Genomic DNA, 25448 nt, shown 5'->3' on the forward strand with positions numbered 1-25448 from the left:
AGTTAACGCCGGGAAAAGTAGCGAAGGATTATAAAGATGTCTATTCAGTCAATGCACGGTATTATCGATCAAATTCAATTTCAGGCCCGTCAAGCGTCCGCTCTGAGTAAAGGCATCCAGTCCGAAGTCGGCGCAGCATCCACTAGCGGTGGTAACGCGTCATTTTCTGACATGTTGCTCGGCAGCATTAAATCTATTAGTCAGGTGCAAAGTACGGCCCAAAATCAAGCTGAGGCCTATATGAGCGGCGCATCAGATATTGAATTGAACGACGTTATGGTGTCTCTGCAAAAATCATCCCTGGCCCTTAACCTGGGCGTTCAGGTAAGGAACAAAATGGTCAGTGCGTACCAGGAAATTATGGGAATGTCATTATAACGTAAGTCCGTTGATGCGACGCATTGCACAGAGAATAATCGCCTGCATCTGACATTATTACCCATCAACACATAATGCTGTCTTCCGGACAGCATTATGTGTTGATGGGTAATGAATGCTATTTATAATTGCCTCCAACAGGTATTTAGCGCCGCTCCGTTCGGAAACTCCCGGTATTTTCTATGCCGGATTATTTGCCAACAGGATTTATTTTAGGATTACCCGGAATGCCTAACATCGCTCATAATAATAAAATCGAAATTAGCAATCAGTTTGTGCAAAATCATCTTTCAGAATCAGAATTAAACACGTTTATTGAGCTAATTTATCAGCAGGCTGGCATAGTCATTACCGCTCAGAGGCGGGATATGGTCTATAACCGTCTTGCACCGCGACTGCGTGCTCTTGGATTAAACAGCTTCAGGGACTATATACGGCTACTGGAAAATTCGCCTAATCATAATGAATGGCAGCAATTTGTTAATGCATTGACAACAAATTTAACGTCCTTTTTCCGTGAAGCCTATCATTTCCCCATTCTCACTGAGCATGCGCGTACCAGAGGTGGAGGATATAACGTCTGGTGCACGGCAGCATCAACGGGTGAAGAACCCTATTCTATTGCAATGACGCTGGACGAAGTATTAGGCCATTCAATTGTTGGGCCCCGCATTCTGGCCACGGATATTGACACCGGCGTATTAGAAAAAGCCCGTAGCGGCACCTATCGCATGGCTGATTTAAATAACTTATCCCTGGAGCAGAAAAAAAATTATTTTTTACGCAGAAATGATTCCGGGAAGCGGGATCAGGTGAAAGTAAGGAGCGTCTTACAAAACGCAGTGCATTTCCAGCAGCTAAACCTGATTTCAGCAAACTGGGATATCCCGGCGCCCTTTGACGCCATCTTCTGCCGTAACGTAATGATCTATTTTGATAAAAACACCCAAGATCAGCTACTTAACCGTTTTGCGAAACTGCTGAAACCCGGCGGACTGCTTTTTGTTGGTCACTCGGAACACTTTAGTAGTACGGCCAGCCCTTTCCGCCTGAAAGGTCAGTCGGTGTATTGTCTGAAAAAGGAAAAGGCATGAACAAAATAAAAGTACTCTGCGTCGATGACTCAGCCCTGATCCGCAATATCTTGACCAAAATAGTTAATCAGCAGCCGGATATGGAAATGGTGGCGACGGCGCTCGATCCCATTATCGCCCGCGATCTGATTAAACAGCATAATCCGGATGTTCTGACCCTGGATGTGGAAATGCCGCGTATGGACGGCCTTGATTTTCTGGAACGCCTGATGCGCCTGCGCCCCATGCCCGTCATCATGGTCTCTTCACTTACCAGCAAAGGATCGGATATCACCCTGAGCGCCCTCGAACTGGGGGCCGTCGACTTTGTGACTAAACCGCAAATGGGTCTGCAAGAAGGGATGATGCAATACAGTGAACTGATGGCAGATAAGATCCGTACCGCAGCGAAAGCGCATATCAGACGACGGGAAGGGCAAATAGCAGCGCCCAAAATCATCAATAGCCCGCTAGTCGGCAGCGAAAAAATTATCGCTATCGGCGCGTCTACCGGCGGTACCGAAGCCATACGCCACGTTCTGATGCCCATGCCTGCGTCCTGTCCAGGCATTGTCATTGCGCAGCATATGCCGCCAGGTTTTACCCGCTCTTTTGCTGAACGGCTGGATAAAATTTGCCAGATCACGGTTAAAGAGGCAGAGGATGGCGAGCGTGTATTACCGGGGCATGCCTATATCGCACCGGGCGGCAGGCATATGGAGCTCTGTCGTAGCGGCGCCAATTATCATGTGCGGCTCAACGATCTGCCACCGGTTAACCGTCACCGGCCATCTGTGGATATGTTGCTGCAGTCGGTCGCCGAGTCCGCCGGGAAAAACGCCGTCGGGGCGATCCTTACCGGTATGGGCTATGACGGAGCAAGAGGCCTGCTTGAACTTCACCAAACCGGCGCAAAAACGCTGGCACAAAGTGAAAAAACCTGCGTGGTGTATGGCATGCCACGTGAAGCCGTTCTCCTCAATGCTGTTGACGAGATCGTCGATCTCGATCAAATAGCACAAACCATTCTGAAAAATATCGTCGGGCAAGCCCGCAGAATTTAAGTTTGCTGCATCACTGTTATTCACTACCGCGTTCCCAGCAAGAGCACAATTAACCAGGACTCCATATATGGCTGATAAGAATTTACGTTTTTTAGTGGTCGATGATTTTGCCACGATGCGACGCATCGTACGCAATCTACTTAAAGATCTCGGTTTTAATAACGTTGAAGAGGCCGAAGATGGTCAGGATGCATTAAATAAAATGCAGCAGATCCCCTTCGACTTTGTCATAAGCGACTGGAATATGCCCAATATGGACGGATTACAGTTACTGACCGAGATCCGTAATTCGCCGACATGGAGCACCATGCCGGTATTAATGGTTACCGCAGAAGCTAAAAAAGAAAACATTATTGCAGCTGCGCAGGCTGGGGCCAGTGGTTATGTTGTAAAACCCTTCACTGCGGCAATCCTTGAAGAGAAGTTGAATAAGATTTTCGAAAAAATTGGGTGGTAAACAAGTGGACAATCAACCAAATAATCCGGCGGCGGATAGCTTTAAAAGTATTTTTTCCCGCATTGGCCATTTGACACGTCAGCTACGCACTAGTATGAGCAGCCTCGGGCTGGACCGCGCCATTATGGATGCCGCCGAAGCTATCCCGGATACCCGTGATCGCCTGAACTATATTGTCAGTAAAACGTCCCAGGCCGCCGACAGAGCGTTAACTTCTGTGGAGGTGGCTCGTCCTTTACAAGATCGTCTGAATGAGCGGGCCTCTGAGCTAAACGGACGCTGGGATGAATGGTTTGCAGAACCTGTCGAACTTCCTGTTGCCCGCGATTTGGTTAGTGACACCCGCGATTTTTTACAGGAAGTGCCAACGCTGACCAATAAAACCAATAACGAACTGATGGAAATCATGATGGCCCAGGATTTTCAGGATCTTACGGGTCAGGTCGTTCAACGCATGATGCTTCTTATCGAGAATATTGAAAACGAGCTGATTCAGGTGCTGGTTGAAAATATTCCGAATATGACCATCACTTCCGACCAGGAACAGGAAAGCCTGAAAAATGGTCCACAAATTGATCATACCCTGACTGGCGTGGTGGCCACACAGGATCAGGTAGACGATTTGCTCGCCGATTTAGGTTTCTGATGCATGTCTGAAGCAAGCGACGAAGACAAAACAGAAGACCCCACCCCCCAGCGAAGACAAAAAGCACGGGAAGAGGGACAGATCCCGCGCTCAAAAGAACTGACTTCGCTACTGATGCTGCTGGCGGGCTGGTCGCTGATTTTTATCAGCGGAGAAAACACCGCTGGCCAACTTGCACAGTTACTGCATGACGGGCTAGTTTTCGATCGCCTGCTGATAAGTGATACAACCAGTATGCTGCACAAATCCAGCGGATTACTGTCGCTGATGCTAAACGCCCTGCTGCCGCCGCTGCTGGGGCTGTTTTTTGTCGCTATCGCCTCTTGCGCCCTGATTGGCGGCCTGCATTTCAGCACTAAATCATTAAAATTTGATATTACCCGTCTCTCCCCTGTTTCGGGTTTTAAACGCCTCTTCTCGTTTCAGGTGTTATCAGAGCTGGCAAAAAGTTTGATGAAAGCGGCGCTGGTTGGCTGCGCCTGCGGCTTATATTTTTTCACCAATAAAAGCCAGTTCATCCGCCTGGTTAATGAATCACTCTCAGACTCTCTGAGCGACTCACACCTACTGATATCCCACTGCCTGCTGGTTGTGATTAGCGCACTGGTACCAATGGTAGGCTATGACGTCTTTTATCAATTAATGCGCAATATCAAAAAGTTGCGCATGAGTCGCCAGGAGATCCGCGATGAATTTAAACAGAGCGAAGGCGATCCACATGTGAAAGGACGTATCAGACAGATGCGCCGCAGCCTGGCGCAACGCCACATGATGCTGGATGTCCCCAAAGCGGACGTCATCGTGAACAACCCGACCCACTATTCCGTCGCAATCAGCTGGAAAGAGGGAAAAATGGCTGCGCCGACCGTCCTTGCAAAAGGTGCAGGCGAAATCGCTTTACGTATCCGCGAAATGGGGCTGCAGCATAAGGTCCCCATGCTTGAAGCCGCGCCGCTAGCGCGTGCGCTCTATCGCCACTGCGAGATAGGCGATCCAATCCCGTCTGAGCTTTACGGCGTGGTCGCGGAAGTCCTCGCCTGGGTTTATCGCCTGAAGCACTGGCGTAAATCAGGCGGAAAAATACCCAATAAACCGGAAAACCTTTCAGTGCCGCCGGCGCTGGATTTCACCCATGAGAGCCAGGAATGATGGCCAATTTAACCACCAAACTACGCTTACCAAATTTTAAAGAGACACAGTGGCAAATACTGGCAGGGCCGGTATTGATCATGATGATCCTGGCGATGATGGTGCTGCCGCTGCCCGCCTTTGCACTTGATACACTGTTTACTTTCAATATAGTGCTGTCGCTGATGATATTGCTGGTAGCAATGTTTACACAGAACACGCTAGATTTTTCATCTTTTCCCATCGTGTTGCTGTTCTCCACCTTGCTACGTCTGGCGCTCAATATCGCGTCTACCCGCATCATACTCATGGAAGGTCATACTGGCGCTTCCGCTGCAGGCCGGGTGGTAGAAGCTTTTGGGCACTTTCTGGTTGGCGGTAATTTCGCTATCGGCATCATCGTCTTCACTATTTTGATCATCATTAACTTTATGGTGATCACCAAGGGTGCGGGGCGTATCGCCGAAGTAGGTGCTCGCTTCGTACTCGACGGGATGCCGGGAAAACAGATGGCCATTGATGCCGATCTCAACGCGGGCCTGATTGGCGAAGAAGAGGCAAAAAAGAGACGTCGTGAAGTCACCATGGAGTCCGATTTTTATGGCTCCATGGATGGTGCCAGTAAATTCGTACGCGGAGACGCCATGGCCGGCTTGTTAATCATGGCGATTAACATTGTTGGCGGCCTGATTATCGGTATCCTTCAGCACGACCTGTCATTTGCCGACGCCGCACAAACCTATACGCTTCTGACCATTGGCGATGGCCTGGTCGCGCAGATCCCGGCCCTAATTATCTCGACAGCTGCAGGTGTCATCGTTACCCGTGTATCCAGCGAAACCGATGTTGGCGAACAGATGGTTAGCCAGTTGTTCAACAATCCGCGCGTGATGCTGCTGGCTGCTGGCGTCATCGGCCTGCTTGGTATTATCCCCGGAATGCCCAACCTGGTATTCCTGCTTTTCACTGCGGCGCTGCTTGGCCTGGCCTGGTGGCTGCGCGGCCAGCAGATGGCAGAACTGAGCGGCACAAAACGGAGTACCGGCATGGATAGCGCAGAGATCAGCGAAGCCGTTCAGGCACCTGAAGCCTCCTGGTCCGATGTTGAAATGGAAGATGTGCTGGGACTGGAGGTGGGTTATCGGTTGATTCCGATGGTGGATAATACTCAAGATGGACAGTTGCTGACGCGTATTCGCGGCATCCGTAAAAAATTTGCCCAGAAGATGGGCTTTCTGCCGCCCGCAATCCACATTTGCGACAACCTCGATCTCAAACCGACCGAGTATCGCATCTTACTGAAGGGAATAGAGATTGGCGGTGGGGAAGTCAAACCCGAACGCTGGATGGCCATCGACCCTGGCTGTGCGGAAGGAAAACTGGAAGGGCTGCCCGGCATCGACCCCGCCTTTAATTTGCCCGCCGTTTGGATTGACGAAGTCATGCGGGAACGCGCCCTAACGTTAGGCTATACGGTGGTCGATCCGGCATCGGTCATCGCTACCCATCTGAATCATTTGATCGATACGCATACGGACGAACTTTTCAGCCGTCAGGAAACCCAGCAATTGCTGGAACGTATCACCAAAGAGATGCCCAAGCTGATAGAGGATTTAATTCCGGATACGATATCGCTCTCCCTGTTCCATAAGGTGCTACAAAATCTACTGGCGGAGCGAATCTCAATCCGCGATATGCGTACGATTATTGACACCCTGGCGGAACATGCTCCAACACAAACCGACGCTGATGAGCTTACCGCTCAGGTCCGCATCCGCCTGGCGCGAGCGATCACTCACCAGTGGTTTGGTAATAGTCCTGATATTGAGGTCATTGGGCTGGATCCTAATCTTGAAAGGTTGCTGATTCAGGCCACGCAGAACAGCAGCGCCCTTGAGCCTGGCATCGCGGAAAAAATGATTGAACATGCCGGGCAGGCCATCAGTCAGCAAAGTACACTTGGCGTGGCGCCAGTGCTGTTAGTCAACCAACCGCTGCGGCTGATGCTTTCACGGTTCCTGCGCCGTGTTTACCCGCAGTTAGTGGTGCTGTCTAACTTTGAAATCAGCAGCAACCGCACGGTACATATGTCTTACACTATCGGAGGCGCGCAGTGAAATACCTGCCGTTAACGCTATGGTTTGTGATCCTTCCGGTAGCCGCTACTGGCGGTAGCTGGACCGGCAAAAGCGTCGGCGGTAGCGTCAGCGTCGGCCAGCAGATCTTAACCAGCCGGCCGTTGCAGGCGCAAGGTCCGCTTTCGAGAGCGGCCACCATTACAAGCGTGGTCTGGCGCATTGAGCTGCTCAGCCCGCCACCGACAGGTCTGCAGATTAAGCTCTGCGCGCCGTCTTTTTGTATTCCGCTCAGAGATCTGACGGGCACACAGCAGGTTAGCGTTCCCCTTTCAGCGGGCAACACTTTTCGCTTTCTCTACTCTGTAAACAGCCGCGGGCCGCTGATGCCCGCACTTCAGGTGGTCAGCAATCAGCTAACGGTTAATTACCGCGCGCCATAGACAACGGGGGATATCGGGAAAGGTGTCGTACCGGCTTCAGAGCGAGGCCGGTGAAGATTCAGGCAAAGCGACGGGGCATCTGCTCAGCATAATACCGACAGCCCGTTTTCCCGTGCTGCAGTTTGAGCATATTCTCTCTCAGCATCTGCATTCGGGCCTGCAATCGCCTGCCGATTTCAGCTTCGCTGGCTTGCAGGCTGGCTATCAACCGGGCCAGTTCTTCTTTTTTTCCGGCTTCAGCGCTCTGTTGTAAATGGGCGATCGTCGCCTCAACGGCCTGACTATATGCCGGTGAGATATCGGCAAGCACCTCCCACTCTTCCCGCCTCAGCGTTTCAAGCAGCGTCAGGTGCATCTGCAGAATATCCTGCAAAGGGGAGTTGGATGAATCCGTCATCGTTGCCCTGCCTGATTCAGGGGCGAAATTGCTTCCCATGTCTCTGAAATGTCAGTAATCAATTTAGCGGCCTGCTCAAGCTTTGCCACATCGCTATGCAGATTGGCCTGCATCAGCAAACGTGAAATATACTCATATAACCGCTCAAGATCGGCAGCGATTTCCATGCCTTTTTTGTGATCGAGCGAGGCTCGCAACCCATTGTCAATAATGTTAATCGCTTTAGAAATCATCTCGCCGCGCTTCGCCACTTTGCCATCTTCAAAATAGATCTTTGCCCGTAAAATGGCACTGCGCGCGCCGTCAAACAGCATCGAGATAAGCTGATGCGGAGAGGCACCAGCCAGCTTGCTCTCCAGAGAGACCTGTGCATAGGCCTCAGGGCCTTGTGAGTGATACATATGGGTATTCCTGGATATAAACAGGGCGCACAGCCCTGTATCAATAATCGATTAATCAGACAACCGGCATCACAATTGGCTAAACATGGTGGCCAGCGTATTCTGTAAATTGTTCGTCTGGTTAACGATAAGATCCGCATTGGCAAACTGCTTCCTGTACAGCTCAACCTGAGAATCGATCAACACTTGGGTCTTTGTAATCTGATCGCCGATGTCAGTCAGCTGGGTATTCAGGTCGTCGGTGGTAGTTTTTATCATTCCGCTGGTTTTGCCATCACCCTCATCCCCCGCGAATTTGGTGATAATCGACTCCAGCGATGATGCCAGACCCGCAGTTTCGCCGCTGCCTTTGAATATTTTGCCAATCTGATCCGAATTATCCGCAATAGCCTTATCCAGCTTATCCTCATCAAGGGTCATCTGGCCGTTTTGCGTATCGATGGAGATGCCTAAATCAGCCAACGAACTGTAATCACTGCCGGTGTCGCCATAGGTACTGGCAACCGCGTTGCGGAAGCCACTTACCAGGCTTCGTAGCGTGGAGTCGCCCATCAGCACCCCGCTTTTCTCGGTGCTGCTACTGCTGGTATCAAGAGGAACAAACTTGCTTTCCGCAGAGGCTTCCGATAACAACGCATTGTACTGTTTGACAAAGTCCTGCAACGTCGTTTTGATGGCAGAAGTATCAACGCTCAGGGTCAACTGTTCAGGCGTGTCATCTTTTGATACTGCATTCAGGTTCAGCGTTACGCCATCAATGATGTCGCTGATATTATTGATGGAGCGGGTATATTGCGTGCCATCAACGGTAACCTTCGCGTCTTGTGCGGCGGAGACTTGGGTCATTTTGTCATTCCCGGTGCCGCCGTTGCTGGTATTAAAAAGAGCGCCCAGTTGCTCATCACCCTCGACGCTGACGGTCATTTCACCGTCTTCTCCGGTTTTTTTCGAACTCAGCATCAGCTGATACTGGCCGTCACCGGTACGCTGAACGGATGCGGAGACGTCGCCACCCTTATCGTTGATCGCTTTGGCGATATCATTCAGCGATGTCTGTTCGTCCTTCAACTCAACCTGCACCGACGCGCCGTCCTTCTGCGTGATAGTCAGGGTACGTGTCCCGCCATCCTGGCTTCCCAGCGCCTTGTCACTGCTGTCAAAGGTTGCAGTTTTCAGTTTATGCGCAACGGCAAGCTGATCAACTCTTACAGAATGCGTATCGGCGTTGGCACTGTCAGTGGCCGTCGCGGTAAAGGCGGTTGTCTCACTGACCTTCATGGTATTGAATGCAGAGTTTTCAAGCTTCTTTACCGTCCCCTGCAGTGTGGTCATTAAGCTGCTGATGGTTCCCCAGGCGGAGATCTTGTTCTTACAGGTGGACTGCGATGTGGTGTAGGGCGTCAAACGTTGCTGTTCCAGGTCGGCCAGATTATTCAGCAGGGTGCTGTAATCAAATCCGCCCACACCTGGTATGGCCGTTGCTGATGATACTGCCATGGTTATCTCCTTTAGGCTTAAACATACATTTTGCCAATGTCATTAGTTAAATATCGGCACAAGGACAAATAAATGAATATCTGGATAAAAATTTTCGCATCATCCATTACCAGCAAAAAAACAATGCCATGAAATACCAGCAATCGTGTTTACTAATCATCGAAATGAAAAAATATGAGCATATACAGAAAACCCTCTTCCATTAAATACACCAGCACCGACAAAATTAACACCTTCAAACAATAAAGGAAGAGCACCCGTTTTCTTTTCAGTAATAAAGCAATCCGCAATAAAAAAATTTCAGAATATTTTTCCCGCGCCGATATTTTAGATTATGCGAACTAAAAACGCATGAGTGATTTAATACCCCATCATGAACAAAGGAAATAAATATGACCCAGGTCGTTAACACTAATACCCTGAGCCTGATTGCACAGAACAACCTGAACAAATCTCAGTCTGCACTGGGCACCGCTATCCAGCGTCTCTCCTCCGGTCTGCGTATTAACAGCGCAAAAGATGACGCAGCAGGCCAGGCGATCAGTAACGGCTTTACTTCCAGTATTAACGGTCTGACCCAGGCTGCGCGTAACGCCAACGATGGTATCTCAATTGCGCAGACCACTGAAGGCGCACTGAACGAAGTGAACGACAACCTGCAGAACATTCGCCGCCTGACCGTTCAGGCGTTGAACGGCACCAACTCAGACGAGAACAAGGCGCAAATCCAGGCTGAAATCACCCAGCGCCTTGCTGAAATCGATCGTATTTCCCAGCAGACTCAGTTTAACGGCGTAAACGTCCTCGGCTCTTCTGCCGGTACACTGAGCATTCAGGTTGGTGCAAACGACGGTCAGACTATCGATATCGCCCTGAGTGAACTGGATGCCAGTACCATGGGTATGACTGGCTTCGATGTCACGGATGCTGCTTCAGGTTCAGCTGGCATGCTGGCGCGCGTGGATGCTGCGATTAAAGATGTTTCTAACCTGCGTTCCGATCTTGGTGCCGTACAGAACCGTTTCGATTCTGTGATTAACAACATCAACAGCACAATTACCAACCTGAGCTCTTCCCAGTCGCGTATTCAGGATGCCGATATGGCAACCGAAGTATCCAATATGTCCAAAAACAACATTCTGCAGCAAGCGGGGACTTCCGTACTGGCACAGGCCAACCAAACTCCGCAGAACATCTTGTCTCTGCTGCGTTAATTATTCATTTCTACGTCTTAACCCGACCTTAGGGTCGGGTTCATAAGATGGCCCCTCACCCTTTAAGCGTACCGCTTAAAGGGTGTTTTCTTTTTAGGGGAACCGTCGCTCTTCCTGGTATCGCGTTTCTTTCACCGCCAACCTCAGGCAGCAAAAGGCCATGCAGTAAAGATGCTGCCCCCGTCCCCCAGGACAAGACAAGAGACGATTCCTCTGATGTCTTCCCGAAGGTAGCCCTAATCTGAGGATGTTCATCAGCAACAGGGTTAGATCCGCTCATCGTGTTCGCCAGCGTTTAGAGGATATCCAGGACGCCCAGCCGTTGACTCGACTCTGGACGGCTAATCGCTGATGCTGGCGAGGGAGTTATTGGCCACCGGAGCCTGCCAGTCGCAGCGGATACGGCACTGATCAGCCTGGCGCTGAATAGGGTATGGGAGAGCTATCGGAGAAATGTTCTATTTTTTTCAGCCGTGCCACGACATCCTCTTAAAGGTTCGGCATGGCTGTAGCGTAAGGAGCAGTGTATAGCGGGATAAATAAAGGCCTGCGGAAATAACACCCGCAGGCCTGATAATAAAAAAAGAGGTATTACTCGCAGCTGGCAAGCATGGCACTTTTCTCGATCAGTGCCATCTCTTCACTGTTCAGCAGTTTCTCAATATCCACCAGAATCAGCATCCGATCGTCAACCGATCCCAGCCCTTGCAAATATTCCGTCGACAGCGTAACGGAAAAATCAGGTGCCGGACGGATTTGTTCCGCAGCTAATGTCAGCACATCCGAAACGCCGTCGACAATAATTCCGACAACGCGGTTGCCGAAATTGAGGATAATAACCACAGTACTGTCATCAAATGCAGCAGCACTGAGACGAAACTTAACGCGTAAATCAACAATCGGGACAATGACACCACGTAAATTTGTTACGCCAGCAATAAAGTCAGGAGAGTTTGCAATACGGGTAACGCGCTCACAGGCACGAATTTCCTGAACCTTTAGAATATCAATACCGTATTCCTCAGCCCCGAGCGTAAAGACCAAATATTCATGACCAGCAATATCGCCGGCAATATTATTTTCTGAACCAGACAGATTCATTTTTTCACCTTAAATGAGAAGTGTTATTAACCCGCTTTTGTTGCCTGTCGTTGTTCTTTTGCCATCGTCGCCAGGACTGCCACATCAAGAATCAGCGCTACGCTGCCATCACCGAGGATCGTTGCCGCAGAGATACCGGGAACTTTACGGTAATTAAGCTCAAGATTTTTTACCACGACCTGATGTTGCCCAACTAACTGATCGACCAATAAGGCGTAGCGACAGCCTGCGCTCTGTACAATAACGGCAATACCATCGGTAATATTATCAACCTCGCCAGGTAGGTCGAACACCTTACGCAGCTCAATTAACGGCAGATACTCTTCGCGGACCTGGAACATCAATTCGTTGCCGGCCATACGATAGAGCGCATTCTCAGAAGGGAGACGCGACTCCATAACCGTTCCCAGCGGCAGAACGTAGATTTCGTCCCCTACCCGCACCGACATGCCGTCAAGGATAGCCAGCGTCAGCGGCAGGACAATACGCATTGTGGAACCTTTGTCCTGCTCGGAACGAATTTCAACGTAGCCCCCCATCTCCTGGATGTTACGTTTCACCACGTCCATGCCAACGCCCCGGCCGGAAACATCGGTGACTTTCTCTGCGGTAGAAAAACCTGGCGCAAAAATCAGCATCCAGACCTCTTCATCGCTCATATTTTCGCTAACCGCCAACCCCTGTGACTGCGCCCGGGCAAGGATCTTCTCGCGATTCAGCCCAGCGCCATCATCTGTCACTTCAATCACAATGTTGCCACCGTGATGTTCGGCGGAGAGAATCAAATTCCCTTTATCCGCTTTCCCTTTGGCCCGCCGTACCTCAATCGGTTCAATACCGTGGTCAAGGCTATTGCGCACCAGATGCGTCAGCGGATCGATAATCTTCTCAATCAGGCTTTTATCCAGCTCAGCCGAGCCGCCAATAAGGGTCAGCTCAACCTCTTTGTTTAATTTACCGGCCAGGTCGTGTACCAGGCGCGGGAACCGACTGAAAACATACTCCATCGGCATCATACGAATTGACATCACCGATTCCTGGAGATCGCGCGCATTACGTTCCAACTGACCAATACTGTTAACCAGCGTGTCATGCTGGGAGGGATCCAGGCGGCTGGCGAGCTGGGTCAGCATCGCCTGGGTGATAATGAGTTCTCCCACCAGGTTAATGATCTGATCAACCTTATCGACAACAACCCGGATGCTGCCGCTTTCACTCGCTGCCGATTTAGCCGGCGCTTTTTGTCTGGCTGGCGCTTTGTGGCTCACCGCTGGAACAACGACCGGCTCCTCCTTGACTGGCACTATCTCAACGCTGCTGGCTTCTACCACTGCGTTCTCAACAGGCGAAATAACAATTTGATGCGGTTCCAGGACAAAACACATCACAGCGATAATATCGTCGGCGCTGGCGGTGGAGTTAAGCGTGACCTCGAGCTGGTTGTCCTGATGCCGCTGATTGATGATGACACCCAGATTGCCCAGTTCTTCCGCCAGCGGTCCTTTATCCTGCTCCTTAATATCCAGCAGGGTAATGGTAAGCAGCGTATCTCCTGTCGTTTTATCTCTTACACTCACCGGTGAAGGCTCTGCCGCGGCCAGTTCAGCCTGCACCTCCATCGGTGTCAACACCTTTGACATCGCGACGGATGTCGTCGGGCTGGCGCTATTCTCTAATGCAATCTGGCGTAGCGCTTCGCAAATATAGTGAAAACTGTCACTATCTGGCTCCTGTGAGGATTTATACGCATCCAGCTGTTCCTGCATAATATCTTTACTCTCCAGAAACAAATTAATAATGTCCCCCGTAAGCTGTAGTTGCCCACAGCGGGCCTCATCCAGCAAGTTTTCCAGAATATGCGTCGTTTCCTGTAAGACCGTGAAACCAAAGGTTCCCGCGCCGCCTTTTATTGAGTGGGCAGCACGAAATATGGCGTTCAACCGATCGCTATCGGGGGAAAGAAAGTCAAGATCCAGCAGGTGTCTTTCCATATCTGCCAGTAACTCATCAGCTTCATCAAAGAACGTCTGATAAAAATCACTTATGTCCATCTTGTTCCGTCTGCTCCTGGTTTATTTCTGAGGGGGGAGTTACAGGCCGCCCGGAGAGGCTAACGCCAGGAGGCATAATTTTTAATTGTGGTTTTAAATCTGCCGTTTCAGGCGTTGCCGTTAATTTATTTAACAGCGAATCTTCTTGAAGAATCTCATTCTCTTTTTCTTTGCTATTAACCAGAATCGTAATTCGCCGATTAAGCGGGCTGTCCCCATCTGAATGGCTGTCAATGCTTACGCTATTCGCGAGGCCGATAATGCGCAGGAATTTATCAGCAGCAAGCCCGCCGCTGATAAGTGCCCGCCGTGAGGCATTTGCACGGTCAGCCGACAGCTCCCAGTTACTGTAGGCGGCGTCACCACCCGCGTAGGGTAGGGAATCGGTATGTCCGGAGAGGGTAATACGGTTAGGCAACTCATTAAGCGCAGGAGCCAGCGCCTGAAGAATCGCACGCATATATGGCTCAGGCTCTCGACTCCCCACCTTAAACATAGGACGATCCTGACTGTCAGTAATTTGGATCAGCAGGCCGTTATCCGTTAATGACAGCCGTAAATTCGACTGAAAATTGCTCAACCGGGGATCCCGTTTAATCAGGCTAACTAATTTCTCACGCAGGTTATGTAACTTCTCATCTCTGGAATGTTTTTGCTTATCCAGAATGCGTTTGAATACTTCGCCATCCTGCTTAATTACGTCGTCACCACCACCGGGGATAACGCTGGCGCTCAAACTGGATTTGTTACCATGCGCCAGCGCCGTGCTTAACGGCATTTTAAAATATTCCGCAATTTGCTCACGTGTTTCTGGCGTGGAGGAAGCAAGCAGCCACATCACCAGGAAAAAAGCCATCATCGCTGTCATAAAGTCGGCGTAAGCAATTTTCCAGGAGCCGCCATGATGGCCACCATGCTGATTCCCTGCTTTTTTTCGTACCACAACAACAGAGTGGTTTGATTTACTCATGAGCCATTTTCCGACGCCGGGCTTTGTACGGCTGATTTCACCTGACGAACATGTTCTTCCAGTTCGTAGAAGGTCGGACGCACGCCAGAGAAAAGCGTTTTGCGACCAAACTCAACGGCAATTTGCGGCGCAGAACCATTAATTGCCGCCAGCAGCACGGCTTTAATGCAGAGCAGTACTTTCGTTTTCTCTGCGCTTTTTTGACGCAGCAGCGAAGCCAGCGGAAGAATAAAACCGTAAGCCAGCAAGATCCCCAGGAAGGTTCCCACCATAGCATGGGCAATTAACTCGCCTAGCTCAGCGGCCGGACGATCTGCCGAGGCCAGCGCATGAACCACGCCCATTACCGCCGCAACAATACCAAATGCCGGGAGCGCATCCCCCACTGAATTAATACTGCCGGCTGGTTGCTCAGCTTCGTGTTCCGCAGTATCAATTTCCTCATCGATTAAGGCTTCTATCTCAAAAGCGTTCATGCTCCCGCTGACCATTAAGCGTAAATAATCGACCACAAAATTCATGATAGTGACATCGGCCAACAACCGGGGGTAATTCATAAAAATAGCGCTATTATGCGGATCTTCAATATCTGCTTCGAGCGACATCATGCCGTACTGACGGCTTTTCCCCAGCAACAAGAATAATAACGCCAACAGGTCCAGATAATTGGATTTATTATATTGCGAGCCTTTAAACATCAGGGGAAGTGCTTTCAGCGTGGCCTTCAGAGCTTTAGCATTGTTGCCAACAATAAATGCCCCAAGTCCAGCACCGCCAATAATTAGAAGTTCACTCGGCTGAAAAAAAGCGCCCAGTTCACCACCGGTCAAAGCAAAGCCACCAATAACCGCGGCGAGAACCACGAAATATCCTAAAACAACAAGCACAATACCCCCTTTACCATCGAAAAAGCACTTTACAATTCCAGCATCAGAAAATGCCAAAATACAAGATGGATATTTCATTATTAATAAAAAAAACCCGCCAATCAGCAAGGGTATATTTGTAGAAATTATATCCCGTTAAGTTTTTGATTCATCCTTAGGTTTCTCCTTATACTGCTAGCTGGCAACATATTATTTCGCAGACTGCTCGTTGATAGTAAGGGAATTCATAACACTCGTTGACAAAATAATACCAGTATGGATTCCCTGAAGCGCCTCGAGGCGAGATTTTTTAGTGACACATTTTAATACTGACTCATTATCAATGCGCAGTTGGCAGACAAGCCGATCGCCTGATGCCAGCTGAATGAGCTGTGGTAAAGATAACCCTTTGATGACATCAAGAAGATCTTCATCTATTATTCCCAAAAATAAGCCAGCAGAAAAAGAATCATTTTTTATCAAACGCTGAGCCAACAACAGATAAGAGAGATTAAATACATAAATACTTTGTAAGCTCACATCATAGCTAGTCACTTTCATCATATTATTTGCACCCTGTGTTATTAGTGCGCACCCGCCGATAGCTGGCAGATTGTTAAGGTAAATGAAAAGTTATTTACTGGCATCCATTCTGGCCCGCAGACGTTTAATGGCCTGGCTGTGCAGCTGACTGACCCGCGTCTCCGTGATATCGAGGATATAACCAATCTCTTTCATGTTTAGCTCTTGCTGATAATAGAGACTGAGCAGTAACTGCTCCCGCTCCGGCAGTTTTTTTATTTCGCTGCTGGTCTGAGATACCAGCCGGGAAAAAAATGTCTCATTCAGCGGATCCAACGCTTCATGGCTGCTATCCGGTTGTTCAAAACTATCGCCATATTCTTCCTGAAGCTCATCCAGAGAAAAAATAATGCTGTTATTGCTTTCTGCCAGCATCGCGTGATACTCAGCCAATGAGACGCCCATTTCTTCCGCTATTTCCGCTTCAGAAGCCGCTTTGCCCGCCTCCTGCTCAATACGCCGAATAGCAGCTGATAGCTGACGAGAATTGTTGCGCACGCGTCGAGGAACCCAGTCACGTTCGCGCAATTCATCAATTAATGCCCAGCGAACACGTTGGGTAAGATAAGTACTTAGGGCGATACCTTTTTTCGGGTCAAAATTGTCAATTGCATTCAGCAACCCCAGCGCCCCGGCCTGGATAAGATCGTCAAGTTCCACACTCGCGGGTAATTTAACCTGTAAATTTAGGGCTTCTTTACGCACCCAAAACCGATACTTTAACCACAGCGCACTCTTGTCTACGATACCCTCAGGGGTATAAATACCATCCAAAATTGAAAATTCCAGTGCGAATAACAGAACTCAATTGTTATCGAACAGAGCCTAATCAAATAGCCTGATAAGCGAAAGGAAATAAACCTATTTCAGTCGAAAACAGCGTCATCAACATTATCAATAAATAAACAACGACAGCATGCCGTTGTTTATTTTACACGCTGGCTCTGAGTCCCGATTAGAAGCTTACCCAGTCATCTTCAACTTTGTTCTGACTAAGTGCTGGCTCACTATTCATTAGTTTTTTTTTGGCCGGGCTGGTGACATACTCCTTATTATGTCCTTTATCTGACGATTTTTCTGCCTGAAGCGAGAACAGCGAAACCGCACGCTGCAGATCGTGGGCATAATCTTCGACACTCTGGGCTACACCTGCGGCCTGCTCCACCATGCTGGCATTTTGCTGAGTCACCAGGTCCATCTCATTAACCGCCTGAGCTATTTGGTTGATACCCGTGCTTTGCTCTTCGGAAGCTGAAGTGATCTCAGCCATAATATCCGTCACCTGAGTCACCGATTTCACGACTTCATTCATCGCTGCACCGGCCAGTTCCACTTCCTGAGAGCCAGTATTCATATTGGCGACGCAGACATTGATCAGCTGACGAATCTCCTTCGCAGCATCTGCGCTGCGCTTCGCCAGACTGCGAACTTCCCCTGCAACCACAGCAAATCCGCGCCCCTGCTCGCCTGCTCGCGCTGCCTCAACGGCCGCGTTCAACGCCAGTATATTGGTCTGATTGGCAATGCTGTCAATCACGCTGTTGATGTCCGCAATCTGCTGCGAGTTTTCCGTGATCTCACGCATAATGCCATCAAGATTAACCATCACTTCGCCCCCTTTACGGGCGCTGCAGTTGGCACCTTCAACCAGCTGTTTCGCACTGTGGGCGTTATCGGCATTCTGCCGTACGGTAATTTTTAGCTCTTCCATACTGGCTGCCGTTTCTTGCAGGGCGGAAGCCTGCTGCTCAGTGCGCGAAGAGAGTTCGTTATTGCTACTGGTCATTTCTTGCGCGCTACCGAAAACGTTGGTGACGCCATGACGAATGTCAGAAACCGTACGGGACAGGGAGAGACGCATTTGGGAAGCCGAATATAACACTTCGCCAAGTTCGTCATCCGCGCCTTTTTCAATTTCGTTGCGTAAATCGCCTGATGCAATAGAATCAAGTGCGGTTTTAACCTCCACCAGACGCGCAAAAAGCCGCCGCTTCAGCCAGACCCTGCTCATCATGAGAATGCTTAGCGAAATAACCAGAAAAAGAGAAATGATGAACAACATTCTGGCATTATTGCTATGCACAGTTTGCATATGCTGCTCGATGGCGTCATGCAGAATATCATTATATTCCTCCAGGCCGTGGTTCAAGCCAATTTGCAACTGATTCAATTCCGTACTCAGTACGGACGCATCAGCCAACGTTAGTTCCGGATTAGCCAGTATATCTCTATTCTTGATGATCAAATCAAACAGATTACCAAACGCCTTATCAATCAACAGACGTTTGGCACGTGCGGCTTCAGATACCGGAGTCTGAGCGTCAAATTCTTTATAATCTGCTTTGGCACGATTAATATAACGGTCAATGTTATCCAGCGTATTTTTATCCGTAACGTGGGCTCCCGTTTTATTGTAATGGGTGCTTTCGATAACAATAAATCGCACCGCACTGTTTATATTACCTTCCGCACTCCAAATTGGATTATTGGCGCTAGAGACTTTCAGAACATATTTCAGCTCATGATCAAAAATGCGTGAATTGTTAAAGTTGAAAAAATAGGATATTGCCAGAAAGACAATAAAAACAATCATTATGGAATTTATACCCGTGGTGATCTTTATATTTTTAAACATACCAACCCTGATAATTAGATAAACCTGTAATTTTTTTCAGCCACATTAAAAAATACAGCTAAAAATATAAGCTGCAAAAAAATGCAGTATGCCTACAAATTATTAACCAATGTAATTGAAAATGGACATTTTCTGCATGCTCTGGAATACCACCATTGAAGAACTGAGGGCAAACTCAGCCATTTTAGACTGCGTGATCAGAGTAATGCTGGTGTCAGGATCGGAACCCACCGCCTGTTGTAAACGCGAAGTTAATGAGATTTTTTGCGTATCTGAACTTTCACCAAGCGAATCGATCTGTTGCAGGCTTGTCCCCACCTGCGCCTGGATTTTGCCCAGATTATCGATATTTTTCTTAACCGCTTTGTTGACGCTATCCAGCGTATCCTGTAGCGCCTTACGGTCATCGGCGTTGACGACCGGCTTATTTAATGCATTTATCGCCTGATCAATCGACGTCAGCAGGTCAGTGTCACTACCACTCATAAACAGCTGCTGCCCGGTATGTCCTACCTGCATAGTGGTACTGTCACTAACCTGCTGGGTCATCGCTGTATCGCCACCGGCATAATGACCGTCCTGGCCGAAAGGTTCAGTACCTGTTTTGTAACCGGAGAAAATATAACGACCGCTGCTGTCGCGAGTGTTGCCAAGATCGCGCAGACTATCGCGAATTCCCTGCAGTTCAGTCGCTATAGCCTGGCGCGCCTCATCGTTCATACTCCCATCGCCCCCGGCAATGATTTTTTCCGACAAACTACTCGTCAGGATATTTCCTATACTGTCCAGAACGTTATTTTCCTGGCCTAACGCATCCTGCGCGTATGTCCTGGCCGTATCGTACTGACTCATGCCGGCAAGCGCATTTTGCAAAGAAACCGCCAGCGCGGCTCCGGCAGGATCGTCGGAAGGCGTTAACAGAGTCTGTCCAGCCGCGAGGCGGCTATTAATATCATCTCCGTTGGACATCGCGTTGGTAATGCTTTCAATATTCTTTTGAAACATATAGTGAGTCGTGAGACGCATCGCTATATCCTTTTTTACTAAATGAAGACCGTGACGAAAAAGCGTTATTTAATGCTGAGTATGGAATCGAACAACGTCGTTGCCGTTTGTAATACCTGAGCGTTGGCCTGGTAATATTGTGTATACATTTGCAGGTTGATGTACTCTTCATTAATATCGACCCCCGAAACCGACTGCTGCTGCTGCAGCCACTGGGAGGCTACATTTGCTGAAGTGGTAAGCTCGGATTTCACATCCGTCATGGCGGATCCGACTGAGCTTACCAGGTTGGCGTAAGCATCACTGAGCGTTGCTCCGTCGACAATTTGCAGGTCTTTAATCGCCAGCATATCTTTAAGATTTTCGTTATTACTTTGCTCGCTGGGATCGGAGGAGCTTGATGCAGCAATCTGGTCACCATCGCTGAGCGCTACACTGAGCGAACCCGCCGCGCCAGACACGGGATTAAACATAAAGCTGTCGCCCGCCTGCGGCGTTCCCTGTGGCGTCACCGTAATACCGTCAAAGCTGAGCGAGCCATCACTCCCTACGTCTGGCGTAATCTTCCGCCCATCGCTGGACGTGACCGTCCAGGTGGAGCCGTCATAAGTCATGGTGTAATCCTGCGCTTTAACCGCCGACACATCGCTACGGGTAATATTCAGCGATGCATTACCGGTGTTATTGCTGTTGGCGATGGCCTGCGGATCGGCAATCGAAAAGATATCCGTGCCAACTGCGCCATTCCGATCGTAACCCGCTTTGTTGACCTCGTTAAATTTGGTGGCCATTTGCAGCGCCAACTGATTGAGCTGGTTTTCCGCATCCTTTAAATCCGTATTGCGAAACTTGAACAACCCACCCAATGTGCCGCTGCTCATTTGATCTTCATCGACCGGCATGGCGTTACCGGAAGCGTCAATATAGGAGACGATGGTTTTACTGGGATCCTCAGGCGATACTTCCGCTTTCAGTTCACAAACGCTATCGCCATCGACCAGTAAGTTGCCGTTTGCCAGCGTGACATCCACGCGCCCGGTGGTGCTGTTTTCATTCACCTTAATACCGGTCAGGCCGCTAAGCTTACCTAATATCTGATCGCGCTGATCGAGCAAATCTGACGGCAAGCCGCCGCTACCTGCCTGGACTTTGGCAATTTCTTTATTCAGCGTGGCGAGTTGTTTAGCATAGCTATTGATATCATCAACAGTCTGACTGATTTTGGTATTGGTGCTTTTTTTCAGACCATTCAGCGTGTTGCTATTAGTCTGATACTGGTTCGCTACCGCTTTGAACTGTGATAATACTTCCTGACGCGCGGCAACATCGGCCGGATTGCTACTCATTTTTTGCATCGCGCCAAAAATATTATTCGTTGTTACCGAAATATTATTGGTGCCATCACCGAGCAGGTCATCTATCTGGCTAAGCTGCTCATAACGTCCATTCACCGCCTGAAACTGCGAAGTGGAACCACGGACCTGATTATTCAAAAATCCGTCATAGCTGCGTATAACATCATTCTCCTGCACACCATAACCGAAAAAGCCATAGCGCGTAGTTAGCCCACCAGCCTCTCCGAGCATAATATTTTGTCGACTATAGCCATCCGTCGTCGCATTGCTTAAATTGTTTCCCACAACATCCAGAGCCAGCTGAGCGGCACTTAATCCACTTTGAGCAATATTGAATAGGTTCATCAGTTACTAACCTCATATTGTATGAGGCGAGAGCGCACTCTGGCCTTAAAATTTATACTGTTATTTATATATCGAGAGTTACAGGAAAAACTAAACCCAAAAGGCTAAAATAATGCATCAAAATTTGTTTTAGCGTCTTTTCTGGCACTGGCGATTCTATTTTCTACATGATGAATAATATTTATTAACTTTTTCGCATAATTCGGGTCGGTAGCATATCCCCCTGCCTGTAAAGCATGCGCCGATTTTTCTACAGAATTATTGTTAATCACTTTTTGATAACGTGGATTGCGGGTTAAAAATGCCGCGTAATCACTCAATGCTTCAGCATAATTTTTGTATACCCTAAAGGCGGCTTTCACTTTTCTGGCCACGCCGTTGATATATTCAGTGGTGGTGATTTCCGCCGTTTCACCTTTCCAGTCAGGTGTGGCTTTAATACCAAACAGGTTATGGCTTGGTTTCCCCTCTCGGGTCAGGATCTCGTGGTTCCCCCAGCTCGACTCCAGCGCCGCCTGAGCGATGATTAGCTGGTGCGGAATACCACTGGCGCGCGCAACATCCCGTGCCGGCGAGATCAGGCGAGAGATAAAATCGTCGTTTTCCGGCTGACTGCCATAGCACGCAACGCCGCATTCCTCTTTGGCATATCGCTCAGCGGACCAGGCTTCTGGTTTGGGATGCAGACTTGCCGTCACCAGAGAAGAAATAAGCGGTTCCTGTTGATGTCCGCTGGCTGCCGATGGCTGGGCCCCACCCAGCTGCTGTGAGATCAAATCGGCAAAACCCAGTTTGCCCTGTGACGCAATATCCTGCGAGATTTGCTGGTCATACATTGAGGTAAACATCTCTGACTGCTGGTTGTCAAAGAGCCCTCCTTTGAATGACGCATCGCGCATGCTTTTCAACATCATCTGGACAAACAACCCTTCCATCTGCTGCGCCGCTGCTTTCACCCCCTGCTGCGGCGAGCGTTTAACTGCCAGCTTCAGTGCATCAAGGCCATGCAGATCGAAAGCGGCACCGGAAGTAAGTACTAACTTATCCATCAATCCGTCTCCAGACGGGCATGCAGGCAGCCTGCGCTTTTCATAGACTGCAGGATCGACATCAAATCGTTCGGTGTTGCCCCGAGGTTATTCAACGCCCGGACGACACTGTTGAGATCGGCGCTGGTGTTCAGCCGCTGCAACGAACCGCCGCCTGACCGCACCGAAACAGAGGTATTCGGCGTCACCACCGTCTGGCCACCGGCAAGAGGTGTGTTGGGCTGGCTGACATCATTCGTCCGGGAAACCTCTACCGTTAAATCGCCCTGGGCAACTGCACAGGCATCCAGCATGACATGACGGTTCATTACTACCGAGCCTGTACGTGAGTTAACAATCACTCTGGCATCCCCGGCCCCGGCGTTAATCGGTATATTCTGGATATTCGCAATAAAACGCACGCGTCCGGCACTGTCCGATGGCGCATACAAGCGAATCGTTCGGGCATCTTCCGCAGCCGCTGTCGCCCCCCCGTAACGCCGGTTAATTTCGTTGCTAATCTGCTGAGCAACGGAGAAATCCTCCTCATTCAACTGCAACCTGAGCTCTCTGCCATCGGCGAAACTGGTCGGTACTTCACGCTCAACCGTCGCACCACCGCTGATGCGTGCGCCGTTAAGCTGGTTAACCTGTACGCGACTTCCGCCTCCCTGAGCACCCGCACCGGTCACCAGCAGGTTCCCCTGCGCCAGCGCATAGATCTGGTTATCCACCCCTTTCAATGGCGTCATCAGAAGTGTGCCACCACGTAAACTTTTGGCGTTACCCATTGAAGAAACGACGATGTCCATCCTGTCGCCGACGCGGGAAAATGCGGGTAGCTCGGCCGTAACCATCACTGCGGCCACATTTTTCAACTGCATGTTGGTGCCGCTGGGCACAGTGACCCCCAACTGAGACAGCATATTACTCAGGGTTTGGGTGGTAAATGGCGTCTGCATCGTTTGATCGCCCGTACCATCCAGGCCCACGACAAGGCCGTAACCTATCAGAGAATTGCTGCGAACCCCCTGCAGTGTCGTTAAATCGCGAATGCGTTCTGCTTTTGCCGCAAAGGGTGCGAGCAGAGGAAGGCAAACGCAGAGCAAGCTCAGGTAATGCGTAAAAGATGGGGTTTTCATAATTCAATTAAAATGGAGAAAGAGTAAGGAACAGACGCTGTAGCCAGCCCATTTGCTGCGCTTCATTAATGTAGCCATTGCCAACATATTCAATACGCGCATCAGCAACCTGGGTTGAGGCTACCGTGTTACTGCCGCTGATGGTGCGCGGATTTACCACGCCAGAGAAACGAATAAACTCCGTGCCCTGATTAATTTCGATTTGCTTTTCACCCACCACCTGCAAATTGCCGTTTTCAAGCACTTGCTTTACCGTGACGGTAATCGTGCCGCTAAAGGTATTTTTGGCGGCCGCACCACCTTTACCGGAGAAATCATTTTTGCTGGTGATGGAAGTATTGGCTTTGTCTCCCCCAAACAGCCCGGCCATAAACTTCGGCGTGGCATCAAATGACAGCGAGTCGGAGCCATTGCGATTAGCGCTGGCGGATGAACTTTTACTGGCACTGACATTTTCCTGCAGCACAATCGTCAGGATATCTCCGACATTGCGTGGTCGGCGATCTTCAAACATCGGCTGATAGCCGTAATTCATCGTCTGGCCTGTCTGAAATACTGAACCATTGGCGACCACAGGCATCGCCGATGAAGGTTGTGCTGTGGTACTTCCCTCTATCAACGGCTTGTGCGGTATATACGCGCAGCCACTGAGTAGCAACGCCAGCATAGTGCCAAGGGATACAGGGCGAAGAGAACGTCCTATCTGACCCGAGTCAGATAGCGCACAACGGGAGTGATTGCTCATTTTATAACCAGATATCAGTAAGCCGCGGCGCTGCTTGTCGACACGCCGTGACCAGACTTAAAGATTCGATAACCGTTGCAACATCTGATCGGATGTTGAGACAGCCTTGCTATTTATTTCATAGGCACGCTGGGTCTGAATCATATTGACCAGCTCCTCCGCGACGTTCACATTCGACGTTTCAACGTAGCCCTGCTTGAGTGTGCCGCCGCCGTTCAGACCCGGCGTCGTTTCATTCGGCGCGCCGGAGGATTGCGTCTCGCGATACAAATTCTCGCCAATGCTCTCCAGACCGGACTCGTTAATAAATGTGTTGAGCGTCAGCTGTCCTACCTGCTGCGGAGCCGTCTGACCAGGCACCGTAACGCTGACGATGCCGTCGTTACCCACCGTCAACGATTCGGCATCCTGCGGAATTGTAATGGTTGGCTGAACCGGGTAGCCGCTGGAAGTCACCAGTTGACCGTTCTGATCAAATTGAAAAGAGCCGTCGCGCGTATAAGCTGCCGTACCATCCGGTAACTGGATCTGAAAGAAGCCTCCCCCTTGAATCGCCACATCTTTACTGTTGTTGGTCTGCGTCAGACTTCCCTGGCTATGAATGCGCTCCGTCGCCACAGGGCGTACGCCAGTGCCGATCTGCAGACCGGAAGGAATGGTCGTCTGCTCGGAGGACTGGGCGCCAGGCTGGCGCAGCGTCTGATAAATCAGGTCTTCGAATACCGCACGCTGACGTTTGAAACCGTTGGTGCTGACGTTAGCCAGGTTGTTGGATATCACATCCATATTGGTCTGCTGTGCTTCAAGACCGGTTTTCGCAATCCATAAAGAGCGGATCATGCTTTAAGTT

The 25448-nt window shown here is 49.7% G+C and carries 25 protein-coding genes; 9 read left to right on the forward strand and 16 right to left on the reverse strand.

What is annotated here, in order from left to right; translation table 11 throughout:
- The first annotated feature begins 36 nt into the window (after window positions 1–36).
- The 8 genes from fliE to BM427_RS23715 all read left to right on the forward strand — a co-directional run bounded on the left by fliE (window position 37) and on the right by BM427_RS23715 (window position 7264).
- A complete protein-coding gene (gene fliE, locus BM427_RS23680) occupies window positions 37–378 on the forward strand; it encodes a flagellar hook-basal body complex protein FliE (RefSeq protein WP_090126785.1) in 342 nt (113 codons plus the stop codon).
- A gap of 227 nt (window positions 379–605) precedes the next feature.
- Entirely contained in the window at window positions 606–1472 is an 867-nt protein-coding gene (locus tag BM427_RS23685) for a CheR family methyltransferase (RefSeq protein WP_090126788.1), read from the forward strand.
- Window positions 1469–2515, forward strand: a complete 1047-nt coding sequence (locus BM427_RS23690) for a protein-glutamate methylesterase/protein-glutamine glutaminase (RefSeq protein ID WP_090126791.1) — start codon at window positions 1469–1471, stop codon at window positions 2513–2515. The genes BM427_RS23685 and BM427_RS23690 overlap by 4 nt, the downstream gene beginning before the upstream one ends.
- Before the next feature lie 67 nt (window positions 2516–2582).
- Window positions 2583–2972, forward strand: a complete 390-nt coding sequence (gene cheY, locus BM427_RS23695) for a chemotaxis response regulator CheY (RefSeq protein ID WP_090126793.1) — start codon at window positions 2583–2585, stop codon at window positions 2970–2972.
- A 4-nt stretch (window positions 2973–2976) separates the two neighbouring features.
- Window positions 2977–3618 carry a protein phosphatase CheZ gene (cheZ, locus tag BM427_RS23700; RefSeq protein ID WP_090126912.1) on the forward strand — a complete coding sequence of 214 codons (642 nt, stop codon included), beginning with the start codon at window positions 2977–2979 and terminating at the stop codon, window positions 3616–3618.
- 3 nt (window positions 3619–3621) lie between these two features.
- Window positions 3622–4767: a flagellar biosynthesis protein FlhB gene (flhB, locus tag BM427_RS23705; protein ID WP_090126797.1), complete on the forward strand. Its 1146-nt coding sequence runs from the start codon at window positions 3622–3624 to the stop codon at window positions 4765–4767.
- A complete protein-coding gene (gene flhA / locus BM427_RS23710; RefSeq protein WP_090126800.1) occupies window positions 4767–6863 on the forward strand; it encodes a flagellar biosynthesis protein FlhA in 2097 nt (698 codons plus the stop codon). Before flhB ends, flhA begins: the two co-directional genes overlap by 1 nt.
- Window positions 6860–7264: a flagellar protein FlhE gene (locus BM427_RS23715; protein ID WP_244316605.1), complete on the forward strand. Its 405-nt coding sequence runs from the start codon at window positions 6860–6862 to the stop codon at window positions 7262–7264. The genes flhA and BM427_RS23715 overlap by 4 nt, the downstream gene beginning before the upstream one ends.
- 58 nt (window positions 7265–7322) lie before the next feature.
- Here the strand turns inward: BM427_RS23715 and fliT are convergent, their stop codons facing one another.
- The 3 genes from fliT to fliD all read right to left on the reverse strand — a co-directional run bounded on the left by fliT (window position 7323) and on the right by fliD (window position 9559).
- Window positions 7323–7661 carry a flagellar protein FliT gene (fliT, locus tag BM427_RS23720; RefSeq protein WP_167518531.1) on the reverse strand — a complete coding sequence of 113 codons (339 nt, stop codon included), beginning with the start codon at window positions 7659–7661 and terminating at the stop codon, window positions 7323–7325.
- Window positions 7658–8062, reverse strand: coding sequence for a flagellar export chaperone FliS (gene fliS, locus BM427_RS23725; protein WP_090126807.1), 405 nt, complete (start codon window positions 8060–8062; stop codon window positions 7658–7660). The genes fliT and fliS overlap by 4 nt, the downstream gene beginning before the upstream one ends.
- A gap of 69 nt (window positions 8063–8131) precedes the next feature.
- Window positions 8132–9559 carry a flagellar filament capping protein FliD gene (gene fliD / locus BM427_RS23730; RefSeq protein WP_090126810.1) on the reverse strand — a complete coding sequence of 476 codons (1428 nt, stop codon included), beginning with the start codon at window positions 9557–9559 and terminating at the stop codon, window positions 8132–8134.
- 392 nt (window positions 9560–9951) lie between these two features.
- On the opposite strand from fliD, the gene BM427_RS23735 reads away from it, so the two are divergent.
- Window positions 9952–10773 (forward strand): flagellin N-terminal helical domain-containing protein, encoded by an 822-nt coding sequence (locus tag BM427_RS23735; RefSeq protein WP_090126815.1) that lies wholly within the window; start codon window positions 9952–9954, stop codon window positions 10771–10773.
- Between the two features lie 591 nt (window positions 10774–11364).
- On the opposite strand, the gene cheW is transcribed toward BM427_RS23735, so the two are convergent.
- The 13 genes from cheW to flgG all read right to left on the reverse strand — a co-directional run bounded on the left by cheW (window position 11365) and on the right by flgG (window position 25438).
- A complete protein-coding gene (cheW, locus tag BM427_RS23740) occupies window positions 11365–11874 on the reverse strand; it encodes a chemotaxis protein CheW (RefSeq protein ID WP_090126818.1) in 510 nt (169 codons plus the stop codon).
- A gap of 26 nt (window positions 11875–11900) precedes the next feature.
- Window positions 11901–13925: a chemotaxis protein CheA gene (gene cheA, locus BM427_RS23745; protein ID WP_090126821.1), complete on the reverse strand. Its 2025-nt coding sequence runs from the start codon at window positions 13923–13925 to the stop codon at window positions 11901–11903.
- Window positions 13912–14895, reverse strand: coding sequence for a flagellar motor protein MotB (gene motB / locus BM427_RS23750; RefSeq protein WP_090126823.1), 984 nt, complete (start codon window positions 14893–14895; stop codon window positions 13912–13914). Before motB ends, cheA begins: the two co-directional genes overlap by 14 nt.
- Window positions 14892–15782: a flagellar motor stator protein MotA gene (motA, locus tag BM427_RS23755; RefSeq protein WP_090126916.1), complete on the reverse strand. Its 891-nt coding sequence runs from the start codon at window positions 15780–15782 to the stop codon at window positions 14892–14894. Before motA ends, motB begins: the two co-directional genes overlap by 4 nt.
- Window positions 15783–15971: 189 nt before the next feature.
- A complete protein-coding gene (flhD, locus tag BM427_RS23760) occupies window positions 15972–16325 on the reverse strand; it encodes a flagellar transcriptional regulator FlhD (protein WP_425280064.1) in 354 nt (117 codons plus the stop codon).
- A gap of 69 nt (window positions 16326–16394) precedes the next feature.
- A complete protein-coding gene (locus BM427_RS23765; RefSeq protein WP_090126828.1) occupies window positions 16395–17117 on the reverse strand; it encodes an RNA polymerase sigma factor FliA in 723 nt (240 codons plus the stop codon).
- 181 nt (window positions 17118–17298) lie between these two features.
- Entirely contained in the window at window positions 17299–18936 is a 1638-nt protein-coding gene (locus BM427_RS23770) for a methyl-accepting chemotaxis protein (RefSeq protein WP_244316606.1), read from the reverse strand.
- 144 nt (window positions 18937–19080) lie between these two features.
- Complete coding sequence (gene flgL / locus BM427_RS23775) at window positions 19081–20004, reverse strand: flagellar hook-associated protein FlgL (protein WP_090126831.1); 924 nt, start codon at window positions 20002–20004, stop codon at window positions 19081–19083.
- 44 nt (window positions 20005–20048) lie between these two features.
- Entirely contained in the window at window positions 20049–21683 is a 1635-nt protein-coding gene (gene flgK, locus BM427_RS23780) for a flagellar hook-associated protein FlgK (protein ID WP_090126834.1), read from the reverse strand.
- 104 nt (window positions 21684–21787) lie between these two features.
- A complete protein-coding gene (gene flgJ / locus BM427_RS23785; protein WP_090126838.1) occupies window positions 21788–22732 on the reverse strand; it encodes a flagellar assembly peptidoglycan hydrolase FlgJ in 945 nt (314 codons plus the stop codon).
- Window positions 22732–23853: a flagellar basal body P-ring protein FlgI gene (locus tag BM427_RS23790; protein WP_090126841.1), complete on the reverse strand. Its 1122-nt coding sequence runs from the start codon at window positions 23851–23853 to the stop codon at window positions 22732–22734. Before BM427_RS23790 ends, flgJ begins: the two co-directional genes overlap by 1 nt.
- A gap of 7 nt (window positions 23854–23860) precedes the next feature.
- Window positions 23861–24520, reverse strand: coding sequence for a flagellar basal body L-ring protein FlgH (locus BM427_RS23795; protein ID WP_090126844.1), 660 nt, complete (start codon window positions 24518–24520; stop codon window positions 23861–23863).
- 135 nt (window positions 24521–24655) lie between these two features.
- Window positions 24656–25438 (reverse strand): flagellar basal-body rod protein FlgG, encoded by a 783-nt coding sequence (gene flgG / locus BM427_RS23800; RefSeq protein ID WP_090126847.1) that lies wholly within the window; start codon window positions 25436–25438, stop codon window positions 24656–24658.
- Between the last annotated feature and the right edge of the window lie 10 nt (window positions 25439–25448).

The organism is Kosakonia arachidis (genome assembly GCF_900116535.1).
GTDB classification, from domain to species: Bacteria; Pseudomonadota; Gammaproteobacteria; order Enterobacterales; family Enterobacteriaceae; genus Kosakonia; species Kosakonia arachidis.